General features: G+C 72.2%; 25 protein-coding genes. 12 read left to right on the forward strand and 13 right to left on the reverse strand.

The window, feature by feature from the left end; translation table 11 throughout:
* The first annotated feature begins 20 nt into the window (after nt 1-20).
* Nucleotides 21-1,406 (forward strand): DUF2637 domain-containing protein, encoded by a 1,386-nt coding sequence (locus tag ABZY57_RS13435; protein ID WP_356511331.1) that lies wholly within the window; start codon nt 21-23, stop codon nt 1,404-1,406.
* Nucleotides 1,407-1,474: 68 nt separating this feature from the next.
* Here ABZY57_RS13435 and lysS read toward each other — a convergent pair whose 3' ends face one another.
* Nucleotides 1,475-3,214 (reverse strand): lysine--tRNA ligase, encoded by a 1,740-nt coding sequence (gene lysS / locus ABZY57_RS13440; protein ID WP_356511333.1) that lies wholly within the window; start codon nt 3,212-3,214, stop codon nt 1,475-1,477.
* A 190-nt stretch (nt 3,215-3,404) separates the two neighbouring features.
* Here lysS and argS point away from each other — a divergent pair, with 190 nt between their 5' ends.
* The 5 genes from argS to ABZY57_RS13465 all read left to right on the forward strand — a co-directional run bounded on the left by argS (nt 3,405) and on the right by ABZY57_RS13465 (nt 7,848).
* Nucleotides 3,405-5,189 (forward strand): arginine--tRNA ligase, encoded by a 1,785-nt coding sequence (gene argS, locus ABZY57_RS13445; protein ID WP_356511334.1) that lies wholly within the window; start codon nt 3,405-3,407, stop codon nt 5,187-5,189.
* A gap of 313 nt (nt 5,190-5,502) precedes the next feature.
* On the forward strand, nt 5,503-6,297 hold the full coding sequence (locus ABZY57_RS13450) for a VOC family protein (RefSeq protein WP_356511390.1): 795 nt from the start codon (nt 5,503-5,505) through the stop codon (nt 6,295-6,297).
* Nucleotides 6,298-6,407: 110 nt separating this feature from the next.
* Complete coding sequence (locus tag ABZY57_RS13455; RefSeq protein WP_356511336.1) at nt 6,408-6,851, forward strand: DUF3995 domain-containing protein; 444 nt, start codon at nt 6,408-6,410, stop codon at nt 6,849-6,851.
* Complete coding sequence (locus tag ABZY57_RS13460) at nt 6,848-7,393, forward strand: RNA polymerase sigma factor (RefSeq protein ID WP_356511338.1); 546 nt, start codon at nt 6,848-6,850, stop codon at nt 7,391-7,393. Before ABZY57_RS13455 ends, ABZY57_RS13460 begins: the two co-directional genes overlap by 4 nt.
* Nucleotides 7,390-7,848 (forward strand): hypothetical protein, encoded by a 459-nt coding sequence (locus ABZY57_RS13465; RefSeq protein WP_356511340.1) that lies wholly within the window; start codon nt 7,390-7,392, stop codon nt 7,846-7,848. Before ABZY57_RS13460 ends, ABZY57_RS13465 begins: the two co-directional genes overlap by 4 nt.
* On the opposite strand, the gene ABZY57_RS13470 is transcribed toward ABZY57_RS13465, so the two are convergent.
* Genes ABZY57_RS13470 through ABZY57_RS13480 form a run of 3 tightly spaced genes read right to left on the reverse strand, consistent with a single transcriptional unit; the run spans nt 7,838 to nt 11,083 of the window.
* Nucleotides 7,838-10,282 carry a tetratricopeptide repeat protein gene (locus ABZY57_RS13470; RefSeq protein WP_356511342.1) on the reverse strand — a complete coding sequence of 815 codons (2,445 nt, stop codon included), beginning with the start codon at nt 10,280-10,282 and terminating at the stop codon, nt 7,838-7,840. The genes ABZY57_RS13465 and ABZY57_RS13470 overlap by 11 nt on opposite strands.
* Nucleotides 10,279-10,650, reverse strand: a complete 372-nt coding sequence (locus ABZY57_RS13475) for a hypothetical protein (RefSeq protein WP_356511344.1) — start codon at nt 10,648-10,650, stop codon at nt 10,279-10,281. Before ABZY57_RS13475 ends, ABZY57_RS13470 begins: the two co-directional genes overlap by 4 nt.
* Nucleotides 10,651-10,687: 37 nt before the next feature.
* Entirely contained in the window at nt 10,688-11,083 is a 396-nt protein-coding gene (locus tag ABZY57_RS13480; RefSeq protein WP_356511346.1) for an ATP-binding protein, read from the reverse strand.
* 113 nt (nt 11,084-11,196) lie between these two features.
* Here ABZY57_RS13480 and ABZY57_RS13485 point away from each other — a divergent pair, with 113 nt between their 5' ends.
* Both ABZY57_RS13485 and ABZY57_RS13490 read left to right on the forward strand, forming a co-directional pair.
* Complete coding sequence (locus tag ABZY57_RS13485; protein ID WP_356511347.1) at nt 11,197-12,021, forward strand: helix-turn-helix transcriptional regulator; 825 nt, start codon at nt 11,197-11,199, stop codon at nt 12,019-12,021.
* A complete protein-coding gene (locus tag ABZY57_RS13490; protein ID WP_356511349.1) occupies nt 12,018-12,263 on the forward strand; it encodes a DUF397 domain-containing protein in 246 nt (81 codons plus the stop codon). The genes ABZY57_RS13485 and ABZY57_RS13490 overlap by 4 nt, the downstream gene beginning before the upstream one ends.
* On the opposite strand, the gene ABZY57_RS13495 is transcribed toward ABZY57_RS13490, so the two are convergent.
* On the reverse strand, nt 12,241-13,005 hold the full coding sequence (locus ABZY57_RS13495; protein WP_356511351.1) for a TetR/AcrR family transcriptional regulator: 765 nt from the start codon (nt 13,003-13,005) through the stop codon (nt 12,241-12,243). The genes ABZY57_RS13490 and ABZY57_RS13495 overlap by 23 nt on opposite strands.
* Nucleotides 13,006-13,122: 117 nt before the next feature.
* Between ABZY57_RS13495 and ABZY57_RS13500 the strand changes: the two genes are divergently transcribed.
* Together ABZY57_RS13500 and ABZY57_RS13505 are read left to right on the forward strand one after the other, a co-directional pair.
* Nucleotides 13,123-14,052, forward strand: a complete 930-nt coding sequence (locus tag ABZY57_RS13500) for an ATP-binding cassette domain-containing protein (RefSeq protein WP_356511353.1) — start codon at nt 13,123-13,125, stop codon at nt 14,050-14,052.
* A gap of 59 nt (nt 14,053-14,111) precedes the next feature.
* A complete protein-coding gene (locus tag ABZY57_RS13505; protein ID WP_356511392.1) occupies nt 14,112-14,864 on the forward strand; it encodes an ABC transporter permease in 753 nt (250 codons plus the stop codon).
* 45 nt (nt 14,865-14,909) lie between these two features.
* Here the strand turns inward: ABZY57_RS13505 and ABZY57_RS13510 are convergent, their stop codons facing one another.
* The 8 genes from ABZY57_RS13510 to ABZY57_RS13545 form a co-directional block, all read right to left on the reverse strand.
* Nucleotides 14,910-15,182, reverse strand: coding sequence for a DUF1876 domain-containing protein (locus ABZY57_RS13510; protein ID WP_356511354.1), 273 nt, complete (start codon nt 15,180-15,182; stop codon nt 14,910-14,912).
* 86 nt (nt 15,183-15,268) lie between these two features.
* Nucleotides 15,269-16,270 carry a porphobilinogen synthase gene (gene hemB / locus ABZY57_RS13515; protein ID WP_356511356.1) on the reverse strand — a complete coding sequence of 334 codons (1,002 nt, stop codon included), beginning with the start codon at nt 16,268-16,270 and terminating at the stop codon, nt 15,269-15,271.
* A gap of 43 nt (nt 16,271-16,313) precedes the next feature.
* Complete coding sequence (locus ABZY57_RS13520; protein WP_356511358.1) at nt 16,314-17,705, reverse strand: HEAT repeat domain-containing protein; 1,392 nt, start codon at nt 17,703-17,705, stop codon at nt 16,314-16,316.
* Nucleotides 17,706-17,778: 73 nt separating this feature from the next.
* Nucleotides 17,779-19,446, reverse strand: a complete 1,668-nt coding sequence (locus ABZY57_RS13525) for a bifunctional uroporphyrinogen-III C-methyltransferase/uroporphyrinogen-III synthase (RefSeq protein ID WP_356511360.1) — start codon at nt 19,444-19,446, stop codon at nt 17,779-17,781.
* Nucleotides 19,443-20,411 carry a hydroxymethylbilane synthase gene (hemC, locus tag ABZY57_RS13530; RefSeq protein WP_356511362.1) on the reverse strand — a complete coding sequence of 323 codons (969 nt, stop codon included), beginning with the start codon at nt 20,409-20,411 and terminating at the stop codon, nt 19,443-19,445. Before hemC ends, ABZY57_RS13525 begins: the two co-directional genes overlap by 4 nt.
* The gene (locus ABZY57_RS13535; RefSeq protein WP_356511364.1) at nt 20,408-22,171 is read right to left on the reverse strand and encodes a glutamyl-tRNA reductase; all 1,764 of its coding nucleotides are present in this window, start codon (nt 22,169-22,171) and stop codon (nt 20,408-20,410) included. Before ABZY57_RS13535 ends, hemC begins: the two co-directional genes overlap by 4 nt.
* The gene (locus ABZY57_RS13540) at nt 22,168-22,983 is read right to left on the reverse strand and encodes a redox-sensing transcriptional repressor Rex (protein ID WP_356511366.1); all 816 of its coding nucleotides are present in this window, start codon (nt 22,981-22,983) and stop codon (nt 22,168-22,170) included. The genes ABZY57_RS13535 and ABZY57_RS13540 overlap by 4 nt, the downstream gene beginning before the upstream one ends.
* A 273-nt stretch (nt 22,984-23,256) precedes the next feature.
* The gene (locus ABZY57_RS13545; RefSeq protein ID WP_356511367.1) at nt 23,257-23,535 is read right to left on the reverse strand and encodes a glutaredoxin family protein; all 279 of its coding nucleotides are present in this window, start codon (nt 23,533-23,535) and stop codon (nt 23,257-23,259) included.
* A gap of 116 nt (nt 23,536-23,651) precedes the next feature.
* Between ABZY57_RS13545 and ABZY57_RS13550 the strand changes: the two genes are divergently transcribed.
* Nucleotides 23,652-24,650, forward strand: coding sequence for an HAD-IB family hydrolase (locus ABZY57_RS13550; RefSeq protein ID WP_356511369.1), 999 nt, complete (start codon nt 23,652-23,654; stop codon nt 24,648-24,650).
* 361 nt (nt 24,651-25,011) lie between these two features.
* Complete coding sequence (locus ABZY57_RS13555) at nt 25,012-25,815, forward strand: ECF subfamily RNA polymerase sigma factor, BldN family (protein WP_356511371.1); 804 nt, start codon at nt 25,012-25,014, stop codon at nt 25,813-25,815.
* Nucleotides 25,816-25,949 lie beyond the last annotated feature (134 nt).

Genomic DNA, 25,949 nt, shown 5'->3' on the forward strand with positions numbered 1-25,949 from the left:
GGGGATCGCGGGTGGCCGCGATGCAGCTGACTCGTACGCACCGGATATTGATCGGTGTCGTGGTCGCCGGAGCCGTCGTCATCGCGGGGATCGGCTTCGCCGGTTCCTACTCCGCCGTGCGCGCCCTGGCCTTGCAGAAGGGCTTCGGCTCGTTCTCGCTGGTCTTCCCGATCGGCATCGACATGGGCATCTGTGTCCTGCTCGCGCTGGACCTGCTCCTGACGTGGATCCGGATCCCGTTCCCGCTGCTGCGCCAGACGGCGTGGCTGCTGACGGCGGCGACGATCGCCTTCAACGGTGCGGCCGCCTGGCCCGACCCCCTCGGGGTCGGCATGCACGCCGTGATCCCGATCCTGTTCGTGGTCACCGTGGAGGCCGCCCGCCACGCGGTGGGCCGGATCGCGGACATCACCGCGGACCGGCACATGGAAGGCGTCCGCCTCACCCGCTGGCTCCTCTCCCCCATTCCCACCTTCAAGCTGTGGCGCCGGATGAAGCTGTGGGAGCTGCGCTCCTACGAGCAGGCCGTCGGCATGGAGCAGGACCGTCTGATCTACCAGGCCCGCCTGCAGGCCCGCTACGGCCGCGCCTGGCGCCGCAAGGCCCCCGTCGGGGCCCTGATGCCGCTGAGGCTGGCCCGCATAGGCGTCCCCCTGGCCCAGACCGCCCCCGAGGGTCTGGCGGCGGCCGGCATCGAGCCCCTCCTCATCCCCCCGGCCCCGTCTGCGGAACCGGCGGCTCCGGCTCTCCCGGCGGGCGCCGAGGATGCGCAACAGCCGTCGCCGGGGGCGGTCGTGGCCGTCGCCGGCACCGTTCCCGTTCCCGGCGATGCCGGGCACGGCGGGCAGGACCACCAGCTCGCCGGGCCGCAGCCCCCGTACGCGCAGGGTCCGGGCGGCGCGCAGGCCCCCCAGGGCCACCCGGACGCCGCGCCCTTCGTGGTGGACCCGACCGCGATGCCGGCCGCGCACAACAGCGCGTGGTTCGCGGCACCCCGCGCGCCGCAGGCCGCGTACGAGGGCGGCTACAACCCGCAGTACGTCGAGGGCCTGGAGCCGACCCCGGTCATGCCCCCGACCGGCCCGGAGGACCAGCAGGAGCCGGAGCAGGCGCGCGAGCAGCAGGAGCTGCAGGAGCTGCCGATACCGGGTCCCCGCCAGGAGGAGGCCTTCCTGGAGGGCGGGCCGCCGAGCGACGACGACGTGAAGTTCGCGGAGGCGGCGTACGAGGTGTTCCGCTCCCACCTGGAGGAGAACGGCGAGGTCCTGACCGCCGAGCAGCTCGACATACTGCTGGCCGACCGGTACGGAGTGGTGCATCCGCGCAGCGCCTCGCTGATCCGCAAGATCTTTCCGCAGCTCAAGCAGCGCTACCAGACCGAGCTGGAGAACGAGCACATCGCCTGACCCGGGACACGGGAAGGGCCCGCACCCCGTGGGGTGCGGGCCCTTCCCGTGTCCTCGGACGCGGAGCCTCAGACGGCGAGCAGCTTGCGCACCCGCTCCGCACCCACCGCGAGCAGCAGCGTGGGCAGGCGCGGCCCGGTCTCCCGGGTCACGAGGAGCCGGTAGAGCAGTGCGAAGAACGTGCGCTGCGCGACCTTGAGCTCCGGCGTCGGCTTGGCGTCCGGCTCCAGGCCGGCCATCACCTTCGGCACGCCGTAGACGAGCGTGGTGAGTCCGTCGAGGGACCAGTGCGAGTCGAGCCCGTCCACGAGGCGGCGCAGCGATTCGCGTCCCTCGTCGTCCAGGGAGGACAGGAGCTCTACGTCGGCCTCCTCGCGCACCAGCGTCCGCTGATCGGCCGGGACCTGGGTGGTGATCCAGTTCTCGGCGCGGTCCAGGCGCGGGCGTACCTCGTCGAGCGAGGTCAGCGGCCGCTCCGGCTCCAGGTCGCTGAGGATGCGCAGGGTCTGCTCGTCGTGTCCGGCGGTGATGTCCACCACCGAGGCGAGCGTCCGGTAGGCCATCGGGCGCGGGGTGCGCGGCAGCTCGTGCGAGGCGACGCGTACGGCGCGGGCGTGGGCGGCGGCGTCGGCGGGCAGCACGGAGCCGTCGGCGACCTTGGCCTCCAGCTTGTCCCACTCGTCGTAGAGCCGCTGGATCTCCTGGTCGAAGGCGATCTTGAAGGACTGGTTGGGCTTGCGGCGGGCGTAGAGCCAGCGCAACAGCTGCGGTTCCATGATCTTCAGCGCGTCGGCCGGGGTCGGGACCCCGCCCTTGCTGGAGGACATCTTGGCCATGCCGCTGATGCCGACGAACGCGTACATCGGTCCGATCGGCTGCTCGCCGCCGAAGATGCCGACGATCTGCCCGCCGACCTGGAAGGAGGAGCCGGGTGAGGAGTGGTCGACGCCGGACGGCTCGAAGATCACGCCTTCGTAGGCCCAGCGCATGGGCCAGTCGACCTTCCAGACCAGCTTGCCGCGGTTGAACTCGCTGAGCTTGACCGTCTCGGTGAACTCGTCCTCGGTGCAGACGTAGGTCAGCTCGGTGGTCTCGTCGTCGTAGGACGTGACCTTGGTGAAGTCCTTGCCGCACTCGGCGCAGTACGGCTTGTACGGGAAGTACCCGCCCTCGCCGACGCTGCCGTCGTCCTCGGCCGCCGCGCCCGAGCCCTCGGCGGCCTCCAGCTCGGCCTCGTCGACCTGCTTCTGCTGCGGCTTCTTGCCGCCCGGCTTCTGCTTGGTCCGGTACTGGTCGAGGATCGCGTCGATGTCGCCGCGGTGCTTCATCGCGAACAGCACCTGCTCGCGGTAGGTGCCGGCGGTGTACTGCTCGGTCTGGCTGATCGGGTCGTACTCGACGCCGAGCTCGGCCAGCGCTTCGACCATGGCGGCCTTGAAGTGCTCGGCCCAGTTCGGGTACGGGGAGCCCTCGGGGGCGGGCACAGCGGTCAGCGGGCGGCCGATGTGCTGGGCGTGCGACTCCTCGGTGACGCCGGGGATGCCCTTGGGGACCTTGCGGTACCGGTCGTAGTCGTCCCAGGAGATCAGGTGGCGGACCTCGTGGCCCCGGCGGCGGATCTCGTCCGCGACCAGGTGCGGGGTCATGACCTCGCGCAGGTTGCCCAGGTGGATCGGGCCGGAGGGGGAAAGACCGGACGCGACGACGACGGCTTTGCCCGGGGCTCGGCGCTCCGCCTCGGCGATGACCTCGTCCGCGAAACGGGAGACCCAGTCGGTCTCGGTGCTGCTCTGGGCGCTCTGAGCCACGACACGTCCTTCTATCTCGAATGCTGGCTTCTCGCCATTCTCCCAGACGGAAGGGAGGGCTCCGAGGTTTATCGGTGCCGCCCGGTCCCCCATATATCCCGGGATGTGGACAGCCCCCGCGTGGGATACTCGGTCCTTGTCGGAAACCCCAAGTGCACGCTCAAGCACGACCTCACAGGAACGGCAGCTCATGGCCTCGGTCCCTTCCCTCGCTTCCTCCGTCAACCAGCGCGTCGCCGACGCACTCGCCTCCGCCCTGCCGGACGCCGGTGCGAGCGACCCGCTGCTGCGACGAAGCGACCGGGCCGACTTCCAGGCCAACGGCATCCTGGCGCTCGCGAAGAAGGCCAAGGCCAACCCGCGCGAGCTGGCGACGACCGTGGTCGAGGGCATCGAGACCGGCGGCCTGATCCGGGAGATCGAGGTCTCGGGTCCCGGCTTCCTCAACATCACCATCACCGACGAGGCGATCATCGAGACCCTGGCGGCCCGCGCCGCGGACGACCGCCTCGGCGTGCCGCTCGCCGCGAAGCCGGGTACGACGGTGATCGACTACGCCCAGCCGAACGTGGCCAAGGAGATGCACGTCGGCCACCTGCGCTCGGCGGTCATCGGCGCGGCGATGGTGGAGATCCTGGAGTTCACCGGTGAGAAGGTGGTCCGCCGCCACCACATCGGCGACTGGGGCACCCAGTTCGGCATGCTCATCCAGTACCTGCTGGAGCACCCGCACGAGCTGGACCACAAGGCGCAGGACGGCTCGGAGGTCTCCGGCGAGGAGGCCATGTCCAACCTGAACCGCCTCTACAAGGCCTCGCGCACGCTCTTCGACTCCGACGAGGAGTTCAAGACGCGGGCCAGGGCCCGGGTGGTGGACCTCCAGGCGGGCGAGCCGGAGACCCTGGCGCTGTGGCAGCGGTTCGTGGACGAGTCGAAGATCTACTTCTACTCCGTCTTCAACAAGCTGGACATGGACATCCAGGACCCCGACGTCATCGGCGAGTCCGGCTACAACGACATGCTGGTGGAGACCTGCAAGCTGCTGGAGGACTCGGGCGTCGCCGTCCGCTCCAACGGCGCGCTCTGCGTCTTCTTCGACGACGTCAAGGGCCAGGACGGCAACCCGACCCCGCTGATCGTGCAGAAGTCGGACGGCGGCTTCGGCTACGCGGCGACCGACCTCTCGGCGATCCGCGACCGCGTGGGCACCCTGGGCGCGACCGAGCTGATCTACGTGGTCGACGCGCGGCAGTCCCTGCACTTCAAGATGGTCTTCGAGACGGCGCGCCGGGCGGGCTGGCTGAACGACGAGGTCAAGGCCGTTCAGCTGGCTTTCGGCACCGTGCTGGGCAAGGACGGCAAGCCGTTCAAGACCCGTGAGGGCGAGACGGTCCGGCTGGTGGACCTCCTCGACGAGGCCGTCGAGCGGGCCACGGCCGTCGTGCGCGAGAAGGCCGAGAAGATCGGCCTGAGCGAGGAGGAGATCGTCGAGAACGGCCAGTACGTGGGCATCGGCGCCGTGAAGTACGCGGACCTGTCGACCTCGGCCTCGCGCGACTACAAGTTCGACCTGGACCAGATGGTCTCGCTGACCGGTGACACGTCCGTGTACCTCCAGTACGCGTACGCCCGCATCAAGTCCATCCTGCGCAAGGCGGGCGAGGCGGGCGACCGCAAGCCGGTCGCGCACCCGGAGCTGGAGCTGGCTCCGGCGGAGCGCGCGCTGGGCCTGCACCTGGACCAGTTCGGCGAGCTGATCGCCGAAGCGGCCGCGGAGCACGCCCCGCACAAGGTGGCGGCGTACCTCTACCAGCTGTCCTCGCTGTTCGCGACGTTCTACGAGCAGTGCCCGGTCGTGAAGCCCGAGCCCGAGCTCGTCGTCGGCGAGAACCGCCTGTTCCTGTGCGAGCTGACCGCCCGCACCCTCAGCAAGGGCATGTCCCTGCTGGGCATCCGGACCCCCGAGAAGCTCTGACGTACCGGAAGGGGCCCCGGGGAACGCGCTGAGCGTGTTCCCCGGGGCCCCTTCGGCGTCTGTGTCACCGGGGTGGCGGGCGCCGCCCCGGTGAGGGTGCCGGGCGTCGTGCCCGGGGCCGCGACGGCCGCCGCCACGGAGACGAGCACGCGCGAACACCCGCGAGCAGCCGCACGTCCCCGTGATCGCACCCGTGATCGCACCCGTGATCGACCACCCGGTTTCACCCGAACAGCCCGCTTGGGTCCGGGTGGCCCGGGTAGGGGACGGCCCGTCCTTCCCCTACGCACCTCCGGAGGGCCCCGTGCCCGACATGAACGGCCCCTACAAGCCCGGCACCCCCTGCTGGATCGACCTGATGGTTCCCGACCAGCAGGCCGCCCTCGACTTCTACGCCGACCTCTTCGGCTGGCAGGGGGAGATCGGCCCGCCCGAGACCGGCGGGTACTCCGTCTGCACCCTCAAGGGCAAGCCGGTCGCCGGGATCATGAAGGCGATGAACCCGGACGGCAGCGTCCCCGACCCGATGCCCCCGACCGTGTGGACCACGTACCTGGCCACGGACGCCATCGACGCCACCCTCAAGTCCGTCACCGACGCGGGCGGCACGGTCGTGATGGTCCCGATGGACGTGATGGACCTCGGCCGGATGGCCGTCATCGCCGACCCGACCGGCGCCGTCATCGGCCTGTGGCAGGCGGGCACCTTCGACGGGGCGGGCATCGTCAACGAGCACGGCGCGCTCATCTGGAACGAGCTGAGCACCGGCGACGTCCCCGCCGCGCGGGCGTTCTACAGCGCCGTCCTGCCGGTCACCACGGCCCTGTCCGAGATGCCGGAGGCCGCGGGGTACACGGAGTTCCAGGTCGACGGCCGCGCGGTGGCCGGAATGATGGACCTGGGCAACCTCCCGCCGGGCACCCCGCCGAACTGGATCCCGTACTTCAGCGCCGACGACGTCGACGAGATCCAGGCCTCCGCCACCCGCGCCGGAGCCTCCGTCATGGCCCCGGCCTTCGACATGGCGGCCGGCCGCATGGCCGTCCTGGCCGACCCGCAGGGCGCCGTCTTCGCGGTGATCAAGGCCCGCCCGGAGATCATCGACTGACGGACGCCCCCAGAGGGGTGACGGGGCTCACAGGGAACCTTTCCCCCGTGGGCCCCCTCCTCTGTGTGCCGGAGCGTTGCGGGAGCGTTCCACCACCGAGAGGGGCACACATGAAGGACACGACGCGCAGGCGCACCGGGCGCGCGCTCGCCGCGCTGCTCGCCGCGGACGGGCTGGTCCATCTGTACTGGGCCACCGGCCTGACCTGGCCCGCCGCCGACGAGCGGACCCTGTCCCTGGCCGTGCTCGGCTCCGAGGTGTCCTTCGGGCCGCCCGTCGTCCTGCCGCTCGCCGCGCTCACCCTGACCGGGGCCGCCGCCGTACTCGCGCACGCGCACGGCCGGGGCAGCGGGCCCGTCCGGCGGGCCGCCCGCCTGGCGACGGCCGCCGTGGCGGCCGGGCTGGCCGTACGGGGCCTCGCGGGCCTGGGCTGGGCCGCCGGTCTCCTCGACAGCCCGGCGGACGGCCCCTTCCGCGCCCTCAACCTCGCCCTGTACACCCCCGCCTGCCTCGGCTTCGGCTGGGCCGCGGTCCGGCTGGCGAGAGCCCGGTGAGCGCACCATCCGGCCGCCCCGCCGCCGGGCCCCTCACCCAGGCCGCCCGCGACCGCGGAGTCGCCCTCGCGCGCGCGGCCCGGGCCGGCGACACCCTCGCGCTCCACGGCCTCCTCGACCACCTGACCCCGTACATCGCCAGGATCTGCCACCCGATCGCCCTCGCGGACGGCCCGGACGCCACACAGGAGGCCCTGCTCCGCGTCTTCCGCTCCCTCCGCTCGCTCCGCGATCCGCAGACCCTGTACGGCTGGGTCCGCGCCATCGCCGTCCGCGAAGCCGTCCGCACCGCCCGGCGCGCGGCCCGCGACCGCCCGGCCGAACTGGCCGACGTACCCGGCCGGGACGACCCGCAGCTCGCCACCGACATCGACGACGTCCTGGCCCGCCTCTCCCCCGACCACCGGGCGGTCCTCGTACTCCGCGACGTCGAAGGCCTCGACGAGGAGTCCGCCGCCGCCCTGCTCGGCGTCCCGCCGGGCACCGCCAAGTCCCGGCTGCACCGGGCCCGTACGAGCTTCCGGAAGGCGTGGACGTCATGACGCACGCAGACGCATACCGAATGGATCCGGTCGCCCGCCTGCGCATCATGGCGGCCGGCGTCCCGGGAGCCCGGGTCGTCGAGGAGGTCCTCCCCGCCCCTCTCGATGCCGTCTGGGCGGTGATGTCGGACCTGGAGGGCGAGTTCGGCAGCTTCCAGCCCGACATGCGCACCGTGCGCGTGCTCCGCGTCACGGGCGACCGCGTGGAGGCCCTGGCCCGCAGCAAGTACGGCCTGCGCGCCCACTTCCACGGCGTCCTGCGCCCCGGCTGGTGCTGGCTCCAGAGCCGCTTCCTGATCATCGGCATGGCCGCCGCCCCGGCCCCCGACGGCGCCACCCGAGCAGCCCTGACGGGCGGGGTACGCGTCCCGGGCCGCGCGGCGATCGTCCCCCTGGGCGCGGAGCGGGAACTGCGCGAGGCGATGGCCCGGCTGGCGGGCCGGGTCAGCGGCTAGGCGGGTCGTCCGCGAGGCCGGTGCCGGTGTCCGTGTCGCGCACGGAGTCGTACATCTCCTGCGCCCGGCCGAGGAAGTCCGCGGCCTCCGCCTCGCGGCCCAGATCCGTCAGCGTGGCGCCGAGCCCCATCAGCGCCAGGGCCTCGTTGGTGCGGTCCCGCGTACCGGCGAGGAGGGCGCAGGCCTCCCGGAACACGGCCAGCGCCTCCTCCAGCCGGCCCGCCGCGTGATGGCACAGGCCCAGCCGGCCCAGTGCGATGCCCCGGTACTTCGGCTCCCCGGCCTCCTCGTACTGCGCGAGGGCCTCTTCGTAGTGCGTCAGCGCCTCTTCCGGAAGCTCGGCGGCGAACAGCGAATCCCCGAGCCCCAGCAGCGAGTCGGCGGCCGCGATCCCGTTGCCCAGCTCGATCAGCACGGCGCGCGCCCTCTTCCGCACCGCGAGGGACTCCTCGCGGTGTCCGGCCCGCCAGAGCGCGGAGGCCAGGGCCGCCGAGAAGGTGGCCTCGCGGTGGCGGTCCCCGGTCTCCCGCAGGACGTCCACGGCCTCCCGCAGCACGGCGAGCGACTCGTCCGGCCTGCCGAGCACGCCCAGGCTGTGGCCGAGGCCCGCCAGCGTCATGCCCTCCTCGTTGCGCAGGCCCAGCTCGCGGAAGATCACCAAGGCCCCTTCGAGCGCCGCCCGCGCGTCCTCGTACCGGTCCATGTACCGGTAGGCGTCCCCCAGGAGGCGCTGCACGACGCCCTGCGCCTTGCGGTCACCGGTCTCCTCGGCCAGTGCGAGGGCCTCCGCCAGGTGCCCGGCCGCCTCCTCCAGGTAATGCCCGTTGAGGAGTGCGCTGCTCAGGTTGCACAGGGCCATGGCGACCGCCCCGCGGTTGCCCGAGCGCCGGGCCAGCTCCAGCCCGGTCCGGGCCACCACGAGCATGTCCTGCTCGTAGCGGTAGACCTGGAGCACCGACCCCAGGCGGTCGCACAAGCGCAGGGCCATCCGCGTGCGACCGCTGTCCGCGGCGAACCCCACCGCGTTCACCAGCATGGCCCGTTCGTCCTCGAACCACTTCCGTACCGGCTCCACCGTGAGGCCGGACGCCAGTTCCGCGGTCACCGGAGCCACGCCCAGTGCCTGCTGGGCCGCCTCGACCGCGAAGACCACCGTCTCCAGGAACCGGTCGACCGCGGCTTCCCGGCCGTCCTCATCGGCATGTTCCGCTCCCCGCTCCAGCGCGTAGAGCCGGATCAGGTCGTGCATCCGCCACCTGCCCGAGCCGACGGGGTGCTCGGTCAACAGACTGGCCCGTGCGAGGGCTGCCAACGGGCGCCGGAGGCCTGCGACGGTGCTTTCGAGCTCCTCCGGGTCGCCCTCGTGAACGACCGCACAGAGGCACAGCGTGGAGCAGTCCGGCCCCGGAACCACCGTCAGCAGCCGGAAGATCCGGGCCTGGTCCGCCGGGAGCCTCGCGTACGACAGGTCGAACGCGGCCCGGACCCCGACGGGCACCTCACCGTCGCCGAAGCCGTCGCCGCCGAAGCCGTCGCCGCCGGAGCCGTCGCCGAGGCCGCCGACGTGCAGCGTCTCCAGCCGGGTCCTCGCCCGCGCCAGCTCCCGCGCCAACTCCCCCGCCGCCAGTCCCGGATCCCCCGCCAGCAGCGCCCCGGCCACCGTCAGGGCCAACGGCAGCCGCCCGCACAGCTCCGCGATCCGCCCCAGCGCCTCCGGCTCCCGCGCCGGTCGCGGGTCCTGCGGCCAGGTCTGCAGCAGCGCACCCGCGAGCAGTTCCGCCGCGGGCTCCGCCGCCAGCTCGTCCAGGACGACCACGCGCGCGGTGAAGCCCGGCGCGACCAGCCGGTGCCGCGAGGTCACCAGCAGGCGGTGCGTGCCGTCGGGCGGTACGAGGCCCTGCACCTGGGACACCGATGCGGCGTCGTCCGCGACGATCAGGACCCGCTGCCCGGCCCCGGCGAGGGCGGCCAGCCGGGCCCGGTACAGCGTGACCTGCCCGTCGGGGGACGGCGGTACGTCCGTGTCCCTGATCCCCAGGTAGCGGAGCATCTCCCGCACCGCCTGCGGCCCGCTCACGGCGCCGTTCGGGGCGTAGCCGTGCAGCCGGAGGAAGAACACCCGGTCCCCGAACCACCCCTGCGCCACGGCCCGGTGGGCCGTCGTGACGGCCAGCGCGCTCTTGCCGACCCCGGGCAGCCCGGCCACCACCGTGACCGGGGCACCGCGCTCGCCCCGGCCGAGCAGGTGCGTGAGTTCCCCGACCGCGCCGTCCCGGCCGACGAGGGCGACGGGCGCGGCGGGCAGCCCGAGGGAGGCAGGGGGCAGCGGACCGGATCCGGGCGCGTGGGTGACGTAGTCCCCCGCCACAGCGATCTGGGTGATCCGCGCGTCCCCCTCGGCCCGCGCCCGCTGCTGCCACCGGTTCCCCGTCACGGGGTCGGGTCCGGCTGCTGTTCACCGCCGCCGGTCTGCCGCACGCGGGCGTCCCCGTCGGCGCGTGCCCGCTGGTCCACCGGGCCGGGTGCGCCGGTCCCGCCGGTCTGGGTGACCTGGCTGGTACCGGAGGCGCGGGCGCGCTGCCGTACGGAGTTCCCGCCGCCGCTGCCCCCGCCGGCCCACCAGCCGCCGACCAGTGCGCACACGGCGGCCATGGCCCCGCCGAAGCCGGCGGCAGCCGACACCCGGTCGGAGTCCTTCTCCGGGAACCAGCCGAAGGGGTCCCACACCCCCAGCCTGAAGCTGATCAGGAACACGATCCCCGCGCTGACGACGACCACGACCCACCGCAGCGGACCTGACATTGACCCCCCTCGAACAGAACCCCTGAGCAGCCCGAAGCTAGCAGCCGAGCCCCCGGAATTCGCACCAGACCACCTTCCCGGGCGCCCGCGGCAGCACCCCCCAGGCGTCGGCCAGCCCGTCCACGAGCAACAGCCCCCACCCGGGAGCCCGTTCCCGGATCCGCGACAGCCCGGGCCCGCTGTCGTGGACCTCGACGCGGACGGTCCCGTCGTACGTGAGCAGTCGCAGCAGGTACCCGCGACCGCGCGGGACCCCGTACCGCAGCGCGTTGGTCGCCAGCTCGCTCACGCAGAGCAACACGTCGTCCTGCCGGGAGGTCCGGCCCCACGCGTCCAAGGTGTCACGTGTGAAGTGGCGTGCGGCGCTGATGGTTCGGGGTGCGCGCAGGTAGAGGCGGTCCTGCACCAGGGCGGGTTGAGTATGCAGATTCACGCGCCGATCATCGCGTTGCGTGACTAGCGTGTGGCTGAGCGCCGACCCGTACTCAGTGATGAGTACGGGTCGGCACGGGGTAGTTCAGCAGCAGGGGTGGGGAGTTCACCGTCATGCCACCGAGGAAACGCGCACGGCCGAACGCGACGACCATGAAGATGGTCGGCAAGCAGGTGGCCGGGGCCCGGATCGCCAAGAACCTGACGCAGACACAGCTCGGAGAACTGGTCCGCCTGGACGCGGAGACCATCGCCTCCATCGAGCAGGGGCGGCGGGCGCTGATGCCGAACGTCGCGGAGCTGATGGACCAGTTCCTGGGTCTGCCGGGCACCCTGACCGTGGCGGCCGCGGAGATGCCCGCCGTGGACGTGACGCCGCCTTGGGCCGAGGAGTACATGGACCTGGAGTACGGCGCGATCGCCCTCTCCTGGTTCGACAACCAGGTCGTACCCGGCCTGCTCCAGACGGAGACCCACGCCCGGGCCGTCTTCGCCTGCCGCGTCCCGGCCCACCCGGAGGCGGAGATCGAATCACTGACCGCCTCGCGCATCGCGCGCCAGCAGATCCTGCGCCGCGCCAAGCCGCCGACCTTGAGCTTCGTTGTCTGGGAGGCGGTCCTACGGGACCGGCTGGGCGGGGACGAGGTGCATGCCGAGCAGTTGCGCCATCTGCGAACCTGCTCCGACCTGCCGGACGTGAGCCTTCAGGTCATGCCCCTGGGCCGCACCTCGCACGCAGGCCTCAACGGCCCGTTCACGCTCTTGGAAACCGCGGACCACCAGCACCTCGCGTACACGGAAAGCCAGCGCGGCAGCCACCTGATCTCGGACCCCAATGAGGTCAGCATCCTCGCGCGCAAGTATGCAATGCTGCGGACTCAGGCCCTCAACACCGAGCAGACGAGGGGCCTGTTGGACCGCCTGCTAGGAGAGCCATGAGCCCCACCACCGCACTGAAGTGGTTCAAGTCCAGCTACAGCGGCAGCGAAGGCGGCCAGTGCCTGGAGGTGGCCGTCGCCTGGCAGAAGTCCACGTACAGCGGCGACGAAGGCGGTCAGTGCGTCGAGGTCGCCACCTGCCCGGGGGCCGTCCACGTCCGGGACTCCAAGGTCCCGCACGGCCCCGTGCTCGACCTGACCCCCACCGCCTGGGCCGCCCTTACGGAGTGGACCGCTCGCTGATCAGCGCGGCCAGGCCGTCCAGGATGCGGTCCAGGCCGAAGCGGAACTGGAAGTCCGGCTCGTCGGAGCCCGCGAACGCGTCGGACTCCAGCAGGCGCGTCACCGCCGGGTGCGTGTCCGGGCCGGTCATCAGCCGCAGGGTGCGTACGTACTGACCCAGCACCTGGTCGGGTGAGACGCCGGACTTCACGATGGCGTCGATCATGTCCGCGACCATCGTCGCCTCGTTGCGGACCAGGCCGCCGATCAGGATGATCGCCGAGACCTTCTCGCCCTCCCGCAGGGCGGTCCCGGCCATCGCCGCCAGGCCGCGTTCCATCCAGGCGAGCTGGTTCGGGCTGACCGGCGCCCCGGTGATCGGGATGCGCACGATCCAGGAGTTCGCCATCAGGACGGCCCGCTGCGCGTACGCCCAGTCGGTCAGCAGCTCCCGCCAGCCCCGCCCCGCCCCGCCGGACGGCTCCGGCGGGGTGCCTACGCCGGCGTCGGCCATCAGGATGTACAGCTCTTCCTTCGCCGTGACGTACCGGTAGAGGGACATCGTCGAGACGCCCAGTTCCTTGGCGACCCGCCCCATGGAGACGACGCCCATCCCCTCGGTGGCGGCGAGGGCGACCGCCGCGTCCACGATCCGCTGGAGCGTGAGGGTGGGGCGGGGGCCCTTTCCGGGGCGTTCGCGCAGGCCCCAGGCCATCTCCAGGCTCGCCGGGAGCCCGGTTTCCCCATCGGGGTCCTTCGCCATCGCCGCCTCCTCCCTGATGAGTCGTTGACCCACATCCTAGTTCTGTGTATTACTTACGCAGAAGCGCGTAACCCATACGCAGAAGACAGAAGAAGGTAGAAGGGAGCGCGGTCCGCGATGACCACGAACGACGACTTCGGCATCCACGCCACCGCCCTGACCAAGTCCTACGGCGCCCGGCGCGTCCTCGACGGCATCGACCTCGCCGTCCCGCGCGGCAGCGTCCTCGCCCTCCTCGGCCCCAACGGCGCCGGGAAGACCACCACCGTCCGGATCCTCGCCACCCTCACCGAGCCCGACTCCGGCACCGCCCGCGTCGCGGGCCACGACACCGCGTCCGCGCGGGCCCTCGTACGCCGCTCCATCAGCCTCACCGGCCAGTTCGCGGCCGTCGACGACCTCCAGACCGGCGCCGAGACGCTGCGCATGATGGGCCGGCTGCGCGGACTGCGCCCGCGCGCGGCCCGGGCGCGGGCCGACGAGCTGCTGGAGCGCTTCGGGCTCGCCGAAGCCGCCGGGCGCACGGCGAAGACGTACTCCGGAGGAATGCGGCGGCGCCTCGACCTCGCCGCGAGCCTGGTCGCGCAGCCGGAGGTGATCTTCCTGGACGAGCCGACGACCGGACTCGACCCGCGCAGCCGCCAGGGCCTGTGGGACCTCGTACGGGAACTGCGCGCGGACGGCACGACGGTGCTGCTCACCACCCAGTACCTGGAGGAGGCCGACCGGCTCGCCGACCGCGTGGTCGTCCTGGCCGAGGGGCGGATCGCCGCCGAGGGCACGCCCGCCGCGCTCAAGTCGCGGGTCGCTGGCCACCGCCTCGACCTGACCCTGGCCGACCGGGCGGCCTACGACGCACTGACCCCGCGCGCGGTGCACCTCGTACCGGACGAACTCACCCTGGGCCTGCCCACCGACGGCAGCGCCGCCCACGTGCGGGCCCTGCTCGACGAACTCGACCCGGACCGCACCGACATCGCCCGCTTCGCGGTGCGCACCGCCACCCTCGACGACGTGTTCCTCGCCCTGACGGGAGCTGCCCGATGACCATGACGACCACACCGACCACGATCCCCGCGATGCCCGCCATCCCCGCGACGCCCGCGATGAAGACCTCCACCGCCGCGCTCGCGCTGGCCGGCCGCAGCCTGCGCATCAGCCGCCGCAGCCCGGACGCGCTGATCGCCGCGCTGATGCTCCCGGTCATGCTGATGCTGATCTTCGTCTACTTCTTCGGCGGCGCCATCGACACCGGGACCGCGTACGTGACGTACGTGGTCCCCGGCGCCATGCTCCTCTGCGCGGGCTTCGGCGCGGCGAGCACCGCCGTCAGCGTCGCGGACGACATGAAGAACGGGATCATCGACCGCTTCCGCTCCCTGGACATCGGCGGCATCCCGGTCCTGGCCGGGCACGTGACGGCCTCCGTCCTGCGGAACCTGCTGTCCACCACCCTGGTCCTCGCCGTCGCGCTCGCCATCGGCTTCCGCCCCGAGGCGGGGCCGCTCGCCTTCCTCGCGGCGGCCGGGCTGCTGTTCGCGTACATCACGGCGATCTCGTGGCTGGCAGCCGTGCTGGGGCTGCTCGCCAAGTCGCCGGAGGCGGCGGGCGGGTTCACCTTCCTGATGATGTTCCTGCCGTACCCGTCCAGCGCGTTCGTCCCCATCGGCACGATGCCGAGCTGGCTGCACGGCTTCGCGCAGAACCAGCCGCTGACCCCGGTGATCGAATCCCTGCGCGCACTGCTGCTCGCGCAGCCCGCGGGGAACTCCCCCTGGGTGGCCCTCGCCTGGTGCGCCGGCATCACGGCGGCGGCCGTCGCCCTGGCGGGCGTCCTCTTCCGCGGCCGGACCCGCTGACGAGCTCCTGACGGAGCCCGCCGCGGGCCTGTGCGGCCTGCCCGCTCAGCGATTGAGCGGATATGAATGACGGCCCGTGGCCTCGTCGATCTCGCTGTGGGCCTTCTGCAGCATCTGGGACGCGAGATCCATCAGAGCCCGCGCGCCGGCGATCTCTTCGCCGACCCTCAGCTGCTCCGGGTCGGAAGGGTGGCGCATGGCGTAGCCGTGCGCCCTGATCTCGGAGCCGTCCCCGAGTCTGACCAGGGCCGCCGCACTGGTGCGGTGGCCCTCCTCGGTGAATTCGAGATCCACGTGCCACCCGACGAGCGTGGTCATGGCGCATCACCTCCAGGGTTCGTTCACCCTGCCTCCAGAGTGCGCCCGCGCCGGACGCGATGCGAATCGGTGCCGGGGGGACCGCCCTACCGCTCCGCGCGCAGCCAGCCCGCGACCTCCGTCGCCCAGTACGTCAGGATCGTGTCCGCGCCAGCCCGCTTGATGCCGAGCAGGGTCTCCAGGATCGCCCGCTCGCGCTCGATCCAGCCCTTCTCCGCCGCCGCCTCGATCATCGCGAACTCGCCGCTGATCTGGTACGCCGCCACCGGGACGTCCACCGACTGCGCGACCCGGTAGAGGATGTCCAGGTAGGGCCCGGCCGGCTTGACCATCACCATGTCGGCGCCCTCCTCCAGGTCGAGGGCGAGCTCGCGCAGCGACTCCCGGGCGTTCGCCGGGTCCTGCTGGTAGGTCTTGCGGTCGCCCTGGAGCGAGGACGCGACGGCCTCGCGGAAGGGACCGTAGAAGGCGGAGGAGTACTTCGCCGTGTACGCGAGGATCGAGACGTCCTCGTGGCCCGTCTCGTCCAGCGCGTCGCGGACGACGCCGACCTGGCCGTCCATCATCCCGCTCGGGCCCACCACGTGGACGCCCGCGTCGGCCTGGACCTGCGCCATCTCGGCGTAGCGCTCCAGGGTCGCGTCGTTGTCCACGCGGCCGTGCTCGTCCAGGACCCCGCAGTGGCCGTGGTCGGTGTACTCGTCCAGACACAGGTCGGACATGATCACCAGATCGTCCCCCACCTCCGCCTTCACGTCGCGGATCGCGACCTGGAGGATCCCGTCCGGCTCCGTGCCCGCCGTGCCCCGCGCGTCCTTGTTCTCGTCGGCCGGCACGCCGAAGAGCATGATCCCCGAGACGCCCGCCTCGACCGCCTCCACGGCGGCCTTCCGCAGCGTGTCCCGGGTGTGCTGGACCACGCCCGGCATCGCCGAGATGGCGAGCGGCTCGCTGATGCCCTCCCGGACGAACGCCGGGAGGATCAGGTCCGAGGGGTGCAGCCGGTTCTCGGCGACCATCCGCCGCATCGCCGGGGTGGTGCGCAGCCGACGGGGCCGCGAGCCGGGGAAGGATCCGTACGTGCTCATCTTCTAGTCGCCTCTTCGAGCTTCGACAGCAGTCGGGACCAGCCTAGAGCCCGGCCCGCCCCGGCCCCGCCCCGTCGTCCGGATCGGCCGGACCGGCGGGGCGGTTGCGCTCCTTCCAGTCCCAGAAGGCGTTCCACCGGTGGTCGGGCGAGCGGATCGGGCCGAGCTCCTCCGCCCTCGCGTACGCCTGCGGGGTGTCCGGATGGTCCCGCAGGGCCAGCCCGTAGGCGCCGATCATCCGGGTCAGCCAGTCGTCGGCGTCCACTAGGGACAGCAACAGCTCCGTGGCATCGGCCGTCCGGTCGCCGGACTCCGCCAGGTAGTCCGCGGCCCCTTGCCGCACCGGGCTCCGCGGGTCCCGGACCAGGTCGCGGACCACGCCCCGCAGGGCGTCCACGTCCTCTTCCCCCTCCAGCAGGCGCAGGACGGCGCAGTACCGCACCTCGTCGTCGGGGTCGCCCGCCAGGAGCCGCAGGGCCTCGCCCTCCGCGGCCGGACACGGCCCGTCGGACCAGCACAGGCAGTCCACCGCCCGCAAGCGCACCCCGGGTTCCGGGTGGACGGCGTACCGCAGGCCGATGGCCCCCAGCCTCGGATGGCCCGCGTCGTACTCGGTGAGGGCCCACAGCACCACCGCGAGGACCTCGGGGTCCCCCTCCACGTCCGCCCAGGCGGCCAGGAGCTCCCGGTCCTCCTCCGCATACGGGTACGCGTCGGCCCCGAGGCCCCACTGCCGGCTCAGCAGCCAGTCGGCGGCGAAGCGGCGGTGGACGGGGGACGGGTGGTGCCGCAGAGCGGTCACCACGTCCCGGCTGCCCTCCGCGAGGCGCTTCTCCAACCGGAAGCCGGCCGTGGACCAGTCCACGTGCGAGGAGTCGGTGTGCCGGACGGCGCGGGCCACCAGTTCCTCCAGGGGGACCGGAACACCGAACACCCACTCCAGGGTGGTCAGTACGGCGCCGTGTCCCGCGCGCACCGTCCGCCCGCCGAGCCCGACCTCCTCGACCCGGCACCACTGCTCCTCCACCCACGAGGTCTGCGCCCGGCCGACCGCCCCCGTCAGCCGCCGCAGCTCCGCCTCCGCGCCCGCCCCGTACCAGCGCCGGGCCGCATCCAGCAGCCGTGCCCGCTCGGCCTCCGGCAGGCGCTCCCCCGGCTCCGGCAGGTCCCTGGACCACAGCAGCGCGCCGACCACCGCCGGGGAGCCGCTCTCGACGGCCCGCAGCAGCGGGGTCGTACCGTCCGTCAGCACCCGGTCCGGGTCCGCGCCGGCCGCCACCAGCAGCTCGGCCGTCCCGTACGCGAACGCCGCCACCGCCGCGCACAGCGGCGGCAGTCCGTCCCCGTCCGGGGCGTCCGGATCCACGCCCTCCCCCAGCAGCGTCCGTACCGCCTCGGTGTCGCCCGCCCGTACCGCTTCCCCCAGTGCCGTCATGCCCGGAACATGCCACAGGGCCCGGGTGCGCATCGCACCCGGGCCCCGTCACGTAACACCGCTAAGGCGGCCATCAGGTCGTACGGCGCCTGCGCGCCCCCGGCCGCCGCTCGCTCGGCCGGTACACGTTCTCCCCGGCCTCCTTCGCGGCCTCGCGGCGCGCGGCCCCGTACTCCGCCAGGGCCTCCGCCAGCTTGCTCACGCTCGGCTCCGGCGACAGCACGTCGACGCGGAGCCCGTGCTCCTCGGCCGTCTTGGCCGTGGCCGGGCCGATGCACGCGATGACGGTGACGTTGTGCGGCTTGCCGGCGATGCCGACCAGGTTGCGCACGGTGCTCGACGACGTGAAGAGCACGGCGTCGAAGCCGCCGCCCTTGATCGCCTCACGCGTGTCCTGCGGCGGCGGCGAGGCGCGCACGGTCCGGTAGGCGGTGACGTCGTCGACCTCCCACCCGAGCTCGATGAGCCCGGCGACCAGGGTCTCGGTGGCGATGTCGGCGCGCGGCAGGAAGACGCGGTCGATCGGGTCGAAGACCGGGTCGTACGGCGGCCAGTCCTCCAGCAGTCCGGCCGCGGACTGCTCGCCGCTGGGCACGAGGTCGGGCTTGACGCCGAACTCGACCAGCGCGGCGGCGGTCTGCTCGCCGACGGCGGCGACCTTGATGCCGGCGAAGGCACGGGCGTCGAGCCCGTACTCCTCGAACTTCTCGCGTACGGCCTTGACCGCGTTCACCGAGGTGAAGGCGATCCACTCGTAGCGGCCGGTGACGAGCCCCTTGACCGCACGCTCCATCTGCTGCGGGGTGCGCGGCGGCTCCACGGCGATGGTCGGCACCTCGTGGGGCACCGCGCCGTACGAACGGAGCTGGTCGGAGAGCGAGGCTGCCTGCTCCTTGGTCCGCGGGACGAGCACGCGCCAGCCGAACAGCGGCTTCGACTCGAACCAGGACAGTTCCTCGCGGCGCGCGACGGCGCCGTGCTCCCCGACCACGGCTATGACGGAGCGGGCACCCTCCGGCGAGGGAAGGATCTTGCCCTGCTTGAACACCTGGGCGATGGTCCCCAGGGTCGCGCTCCAGGTGCGCTGGCGCGTGGTGGTGCCGGCCACGGTCACGGTGAGCGGGGTGTCGGGCTTGCGCCCGGCGCCGATCAGATCGGCCGCCGCCGCCGAGACGGTCTCCAGCGTCGCGGAGACCACGAGGATGCCGTCGCTGGCGCCCACCTCGCTCCAGCAGCGCGGGGAGGCGGTCCGCGCGTTCACGAACCTCACGTCCGCACCCTGCGTGCCGGTCAGCGGAACACCGGCGTACGCGGGAACGCCGACGGCGGTCGCGACTCCGGGGACGACCTCGAAGGGGATGCCTCCGGTGGCGCAGGCGAGCATCTCCTCGGCCGCGTTCCCGTCGAGTCCGGGGTCGCCGGTGACGGCACGGACGACCCGCCTGCCGGAGCGCGCGGCCTCCATGACAAGATTGGCGGCATCTCGGATGACCGGGACCCCGGCGGCTGCTGACTTCTCGTCAGCAATCGTCAGCTGCGGCGTGTCCACCCCCGCGCGCGCATGCGTACGTACGACCTCGAGCACCTCGGGCTCCGCGATCAGTACGTCCGCGGCGGCCAGGGCCTCCACGGCGCGGAGCGTCAGCAGTCCCGGGTCGCCCGGGCCGGCACCGAGGAAGGTGACGTGCCCCTGGACGGCGACGGCCGGACATGCGGAGGTGGTTGGGCTTGAGGGGTTCAAAGCGACCGCTCCCCCATCAGACCGGCCGCGCCCTTGGCCAGCATCTCGTCCGCGAGTTCGCGGCCGAGCGCCATGGCCTCGTCGTACGACTGGGGCACGGGACCGGTGGTGGACAGCTGCACCAGCGTGGAACCGTCGAGGGTTCCCACGACTCCACGCAGGCGCATCTCATTGACAATCTGCCCGTCGGCCAACAGGTCGGCGAGCGCGCCCACGGGGGCGCTGCAGCCGGCCTCCAGGGCGCCGAGCAGGGCGCGTTCGGCGGTCACGGCGGCCCGGGTGTACGGGTCGTCGAGCTCGGCGAGCGCGGAGATCAGGTCCGTTTCGGACGCCAGACACTCCACGGCCAGGGCACCCTGGCCGGGTGCGGGCAGCATGTTGTCCACGGAGATCAGGTCGGTGGCCTCGTCGCCGCGGCCGATCCGGTTGAGCCCGGCGGCCGCGAGCACGACGGCGTCGAGCTCACCGTTCCTCACGAAGCCGATCCGGGTGTCGACGTTGCCGCGGATGGCGACGGTCTCGATGACCTTGCCCAGCGACTTGGCGTAGGCGTGCAGCTGCGACCTGCGCCGCGGCGAGCCCGTGCCGATGCGCGCACCGTCGGGCAGCTGCTCGAAGGTCAGGCCGTCGCGGGCGACGAGCGCGTCGCGCGGGTCCTCGCGCCGCGGCATGGCCGCGATGACGAGTTCGGCGGGCTGCGTGGTGGGCAGGTCCTTCAGAGAGTGCACGGCGAAGTCGACTTCGCCGCGTACCAGGGCCTCGCGCAGGGCGGTGACGAAGACGCCGGTGCCGCCGATCTGCGAAAGGCTCTCGCGGGACACGTCACCGTAGGTCGTGATCTCCACGAGCTCGACGGGCCGGCCGGTGATCGCCCGTACCGCCTCGGCGACATGCCCGGACTGGGACATGGCCAGCTTGCTGCGCCGCGTGCCGAGCCTCAGCGGCTGGTCGAGACGTGGATTCATGATGCCCGTCCTGAGTCGTGGTTCTTGTCAGCCTCGTCGGCCCGGCTGACGGAGGCCACCGTCTGCGGGTCGAGATCGAAGAGTTCGCGCAGCGCCTCGGCGTACCCGGCGCCGCCGGGCTCGCTCGCGAGCTGCTTGACGCGCACGGTGGGCGCGTGGAGGAGTTTGTCTACGACGCGGCGCACGGTCTGAGTGACCTCGGCCCGCTGCCGGTCGTCGAGATCGGGCACCCGCCCGTCGAGCCGTGCCACTTCCATGGCGACGACCTCGGCGGCCATGGCGCGCAGGGCGACCACGGTGGGCGTGATGTGCGCGGCCCGCTGAGCGGCCCCGAAGGCGGCCACCTCCGCGGCCACTATCCCGCGCACGGCGTCGACGTCGGCGGCCATGGGCGCATCGGCGCTCGCCTCGGCGAGCGACTCGATGTCGACCAAGCGCACCCCGGGGATCCGGTGCACGGCGGCGTCGATGTCGCGCGGCATGGCCAGGTCGAGCAGCGCGAGCCGTACGGGCGCGTCGTCCTGGCTCCGTACGGTCCTGCGCGGCTGCCGCTGCGCGGCGGCCTCGCCCTGGTCGGCCCAGGTCCCGTGCAGCTCCAGCGACCCGGCGTCCACCCCGGCCAGCGCGGCCCGCCCGTCGGCGGTCCGCCCCGGGTCGGAAGCCGGCGCCTCGAGTCCCACAGGACACCCGTCCCGCTCCTCGACGGCGACCTTGCTGCGCACGGCCCCGGCATCGGCGATCCGCCGCCCCCCGGCCGCCAGCACGGCAAGCCGCGCGACGAGCTCGGCGTCGACGGAATCCAGGCGGACGGGCTCAGCGGCGTCCGGCCCGGCCGGCGTTTGGGGCGCGGAGGTCCGGGGGCCGGCCCCCGGCAACGGCGCCGCACCCGCATCGGGTCCGAAGGAGGGGACGGCCCCCGCAGGGCGCTCCTCCATGGCCGCGGCCACGTCGTCCCCGGTCAGCACGAGCCCGGTCGCCCCCGTGCAGGACACGACGACGTCGACCCGAGTCAGCTCACCCGCGACCGCGGACATCGGCACGGCGCAAGCCGTGACCCCGGTGCCCGAGGCAACCAGAATCTCGGCCAACCGCTCCGCCCGATCGGCGGTCCGGTTCGCCACCACGACCTCGGCGACACCCACCCGCGCCAGCGTCGCCGCCGCCAGCGACGACATCGACCCGGCCCCGATGACGAGCGCCCGCTTTCCCGCGGCCCACTCCTCCACCGGCACCCGTACGGCGAGCTGCTCCAGCCCGAAGGTCACCAGCGACTGCCCCGCCCGGTCGATCCCGGTCTCGGAGTGCGCCCGCTTGCCGACCCGCAGCGCCTGCTGGAAAAGATCGTTGATCAGACGCCCTGCCGTGTGGAGCTCCTGCCCCAGCGCCAGCGCGTCCTTGATCTGCCCGAGGATCTGCCCCTCGCCGACCACCATCGAGTCCAGCCCGCACGCCACCGAGAAGAGGTGGTGGACGGCCCGGTCCTCGTAGTGCACGTACAGATAAGGGGTGAGTTCCTCCAGCGCGACACCACTGTGCTGCGCCAGCAGCGTCGACAGCTCGGCGACACCCGCGTGGAACTTGTCCACGTCGGCGTACAGCTCGATCCGGTTGCAGGTGGCGAGCACCGCCGCCTCGGCCGCCGGCTCCGCGGCCAGCGTGTCGTGCAGCAGTTTGACCTTGGCATCGGCGGCCAGCGAAGCGCGCTCCAGCACGCTCACGGGCGCACTGCGGTGGCTCAGCCCTACGACGAGCAGACTCATGCCGGCATCACCGCCGGGACGTCCCCGTCGGGTCCGCCCTTGCGTGCGACGGCGGCGGCCCGGCCGGCGGGCGGCACGACGGCGGCGGCCGGAGCCGCCCCGGTGCCGGTGCCCGCGGGGGAGACCCCGGCGGCAGCGGCGGCGGCTTCCTCGCCGGCCTTGCGCTGCTCGTGGAAGGCCAGGATCTGGAGCTCGATCGACAGGTCGACCTTGCGCACGTCGACGCCCTCGGGCACGGACAGCACGGTCGGCGCGAAGTTCAGGATGGACGTGACGCCGGCGGCGATGAGCCGCTCGCTGACCTGCTGGGCGGCCCCCGCCGGGGTCGCGATGACCCCGATCGAGACACCGTTCTCCTCGATGATCTTCTCCAGGTCATCGGTGTGCTGCACGGGCATGCCGGCGACGGGCTTGCCGGCCATGGCCGGGTCGGCGTCGATGAGCGCCGCCACGCGGAACCCGCGCGAGGCGAAACCGCCGTAGTTGGCCAGAGCGGCGCCGAGGTTACCGATGCCGACGATGACGACGGGCCAGTCCTGGGTCAGCCCGAGCTCGCGGGAGATCTGGTAGACGAGGTACTCCACGTCGTACCCGACCCCGCGGGTCCCGTAGGAGCCGAGGTAGGAGAAGTCTTTGCGGAGCTTCGCGGAGTTGACTCCGGCGGCCGCGGCCAGCTCCTCGGAGGACACCGTGGGCACCGATCGCTCGGAGAGCGCGGTGAGGGCGCGCAAGTACAGCGGAAGCCGGGCGACAGTGGCCTCGGGAATACCTCGGCTGCGGGTCGCCGGTCGGTGAGTTCGGCCAGTTGCCACGATGCTCCTGCGGGATGAGCGGGGCTGCAGGTGGCCACTTGTCCCAGGACCACCCCGTCGAATGCAGGCTATGTCTTTGTGAACGCGTGCACAAAGATTGTGTCCGCTTTGTCCGAGCAAAGTGACCGGGGTCACGCGCCTTGGGCGTATGGACCGGGAACCGACGACACGCCGAACCCGTTCAATTCCCGAAGGGGGCAAAACGGTACACACTCCTCACCAATACGCCCCCGAGACCCCATAAATCGCCCATGATGGTAACCGCCCGACGGCTCAAGCCTGCAATGCCCGTCGGAGCCGGTCAGGGTTCACCCTCCAGAAGGTGTGCTGCTCTCCGTCCACCAGCACGACCGGAATCTGCTCCCAGTGCAGGCGGTACAACTCCTCGTCCTGTGAAATGTCCTTCTTCTCCCACTGTGCGCCCGTCTCGGCGCAGACCTTCTCGACCACTTCCTGGGCGTCATCACAGAGATGACACCCCGGCTTCCCGATGAGCGTGACCACCCGCTCCTGCGGACGCTTCTTCTCGGCACGGCGCAGCAAAGGACTCATGCACCCATTCTCCCGCGCCCGCACGCCGACCGGCCCCCGCCCGGCGCACCGAAGAGTTCACATCCCCGATTCCCATCGGTTCGGGAACTCCCGAACACAGTGGCTATGCTCGCGTCATGGCCGCTCTGGGATGGCTCACCCCCCGTAGGCGCTCCGCCACCGCGCGGAGCGTGCTGGCAGGCGAGGCCTCGGCCGAGGCCGCCCGCAAGACCGCGCTGGCCGACGAACCACTCGCCGGACCGGAATTCCCCGGAACCGCGGAAGCGGAACGCGCGGCGGAGGCGGAGGCGAAGGCCCCGCAGGAGCCGCCCGCGGCTGCTGAGCCCGAGTTCCCCGTCGCCGGCGACGACCTGGCCGCCGCCTTCTTCGACCTCGACAACACCGTCATGCAGGGCGCCGCGATCTTCCACTTCGGCCGCGGCCTCTACAAGCGTGAGTTCTTCCGCCGCCGCGAGCTCGCCCGCTTCGCCTGGCAGCAGGCCTGGTTCCGGCTCGCCGGGGTCGAGGACCCCGAGCACATGCAGGACGCCCGCGACAGCGCGCTGTCCATCGTCAAGGGACACAAGGTCTCCGAACTGATGTCCATCGGCGAGGAGATCTACGACGAGTACATGGCGGTGCGGATCTGGCCGGGCACCCGCGCCCTGGCCCAGGCCCACCTCGACGCCGGACAGAAGGTCTGGCTCGTCACGGCCGCCCCCGTCGAAACGGCCACGATCATCGCCCGCCGGCTCGGCCTGACCGGAGCCCTCGGCACCGTCGCCGAGTCCGTGGACGGCGTCTACACCGGCCGACTGGTCGGCGAGCCGCTCCACGGCCCCGCCAAGGCGGAGGCGGTCCGCGCCCTGGCCTCCGCCGAGGGACTGGACCTCGCGCGCTGCGCGGCGTACAGCGATTCGCACAACGACATTCCGATGCTGTCGCTGGTCGGACATCCGTACGCGATCAATCCCGACACAAAACTGCGCAAGCATGCCCGCACCAACGACTGGCGCCTGCGCGACTATCGGACCGGCCGCAAGGCCGTGAAGATCGGCGTCCCGGCCGCCGCCGGCGTCGGTGCGATCGCGGGCGGCACGGCCGCCGCGATCGCCCTGCACCGCCGCCGCAAGTAGCAGCTACGGGGCCCTGACCGGCCCCCCGCCCCACCACGCCCCGCGCCCTCCCCTGCCCGGGACATTCGCTCACCTCTACCCGCACCCCCGGCGCGGCACTCCGCCCTGCCCTACTCGGTCGCGAGCCACCGTGGAAGCAGGCATTCCGCGCTCCCAAGTGATCAAGAATCGATCACCATCTGTGCCTGAATATGCCCTCGACACGCAACAGAAGTGTCGTAATCGGTGATTTGAGCAACTGGGTGTAGCGCTGCCTGTACGAAGCGTTATTCTCCTCAAACGCATGCCACCGCCATCTGTCGCTACGACGGGTGAACGGTCCCGCACTGCACGTGATGGAAGCTCTGCCTCTGGGAGTCCCGTGTACCCACCTGTCGGGGTTGACGCCTCGGGCCTGGCTACGCTGCGCGCAACGGTCCTCGACCAGCTGCGCGGCTTCGTCCCCACCGCGTACACCGTCCCCGCATTCGCCACCGCGGTCCCCGCCGGACTCGGCCCGGCCGGTCCTTGCTATGCCCTGACCGACGGCGGAGCGACGGTGGGCAGACGTGGTCGCGCCGGGGGCGCAGCCGCCGGGACCACCGCGCCCGCCGCCCGCCGCCCCACCGCGGACAGCGACCAGGCCCGCATGATGGACCTGGTCGAACGCGCCCAGGCCGGCGAAGCCGATGCCTTCGGTCGCCTGTACGACCAGTACAGCGACACCGTCTACCGCTACATCTACTACCGCGTCGGCGGCAAAGCGACCGCGGAGGATCTCACCAGCGAGACCTTCCTGCGTGCGCTGCGCCGCATCTCCACCTTCACCTGGCAGGGCCGCGACTTCGGTGCCTGGCTCGTGACGATCGCCCGCAACCTGGTCGCCGACCACTTCAAGTCGAGCCGCTTCCGCCTGGAAGTCACCACCGGCGAAATGCTCGACGCCAACGAGGTGGAAAGGTCCCCCGAGGACTCCGTCCTGGAGTCCCTCTCCAACGCGGCTCTGCTGGAAGCCGTACGGAAACTCAATCCGCAGCAGCAGGAGTGCGTGACCCTGCGCTTCCTGCAGGGCCTCTCGGTCGCCGAGACGGCCAGGGTGATGGGAAAGAACGAGGGTGCCATCAAGACCCTCCAGTACCGGGCGGTCCGCACCCTGGCCCGCCTGCTCCCCGACGACGCCCGCTGACGCCGCCCTCCTCTCACATTTCGGTACACCTCCCTGATGACCTTGATGACACCGACGCCCCCGACGACAGGGACGACACCGTCGAATCCGACGACGCTGTGGTCCGATCATCCTTCGTCCGTAACCCAAGTGCC

This window comes from Streptomyces sp. NPDC006450 (genome assembly GCF_040612195.1).
GTDB lineage: Bacteria > Actinomycetota > Actinomycetes > Streptomycetales > Streptomycetaceae > Streptomyces.

Bases quoted from the DNA above. Each gene is read 5' to 3' on its own strand.
- ABZY57_RS13435 (WP_356511331.1), top strand. From the start codon at position 21: ATGCAGCTGACTCGTACGCACCGGATATTGATCGGTGTCGTGGTCGCC.
- argS (WP_356511334.1), top strand. From the start codon at position 3,405: ATGGCCTCGGTCCCTTCCCTCGCTTCCTCCGTCAACCAGCGCGTCGCC.
- ABZY57_RS13450 (WP_356511390.1), top strand. From the start codon at position 5,503: ATGAACGGCCCCTACAAGCCCGGCACCCCCTGCTGGATCGACCTGATG.
- ABZY57_RS13455 (WP_356511336.1), top strand. From the start codon at position 6,408: ATGAAGGACACGACGCGCAGGCGCACCGGGCGCGCGCTCGCCGCGCTG.
- ABZY57_RS13465 (WP_356511340.1), top strand. From the start codon at position 7,390: ATGACGCACGCAGACGCATACCGAATGGATCCGGTCGCCCGCCTGCGC.
- ABZY57_RS13475 (WP_356511344.1), bottom strand. From the start codon at position 10,650: ATGTCAGGTCCGCTGCGGTGGGTCGTGGTCGTCGTCAGCGCGGGGATC.
- ABZY57_RS13485 (WP_356511347.1), top strand. From the start codon at position 11,197: ATGCCACCGAGGAAACGCGCACGGCCGAACGCGACGACCATGAAGATG.
- ABZY57_RS13490 (WP_356511349.1), top strand. From the start codon at position 12,018: ATGAGCCCCACCACCGCACTGAAGTGGTTCAAGTCCAGCTACAGCGGC.
- ABZY57_RS13495 (WP_356511351.1), bottom strand. From the start codon at position 13,005: ATGGCGAAGGACCCCGATGGGGAAACCGGGCTCCCGGCGAGCCTGGAG.
- ABZY57_RS13500 (WP_356511353.1), top strand. From the start codon at position 13,123: ATGACCACGAACGACGACTTCGGCATCCACGCCACCGCCCTGACCAAG.
- ABZY57_RS13505 (WP_356511392.1), top strand. From the start codon at position 14,112: ATGAAGACCTCCACCGCCGCGCTCGCGCTGGCCGGCCGCAGCCTGCGC.
- ABZY57_RS13510 (WP_356511354.1), bottom strand. From the start codon at position 15,182: ATGACCACGCTCGTCGGGTGGCACGTGGATCTCGAATTCACCGAGGAG.
- hemB (WP_356511356.1), bottom strand. From the start codon at position 16,270: ATGAGCACGTACGGATCCTTCCCCGGCTCGCGGCCCCGTCGGCTGCGC.
- ABZY57_RS13520 (WP_356511358.1), bottom strand. From the start codon at position 17,705: ATGACGGCACTGGGGGAAGCGGTACGGGCGGGCGACACCGAGGCGGTA.
- hemC (WP_356511362.1), bottom strand. From the start codon at position 20,411: ATGAATCCACGTCTCGACCAGCCGCTGAGGCTCGGCACGCGGCGCAGC.
- ABZY57_RS13535 (WP_356511364.1), bottom strand. From the start codon at position 22,171: ATGAGTCTGCTCGTCGTAGGGCTGAGCCACCGCAGTGCGCCCGTGAGC.
- ABZY57_RS13545 (WP_356511367.1), bottom strand. From the start codon at position 23,535: ATGAGTCCTTTGCTGCGCCGTGCCGAGAAGAAGCGTCCGCAGGAGCGG.
- ABZY57_RS13550 (WP_356511369.1), top strand. From the start codon at position 23,652: ATGGCCGCTCTGGGATGGCTCACCCCCCGTAGGCGCTCCGCCACCGCG.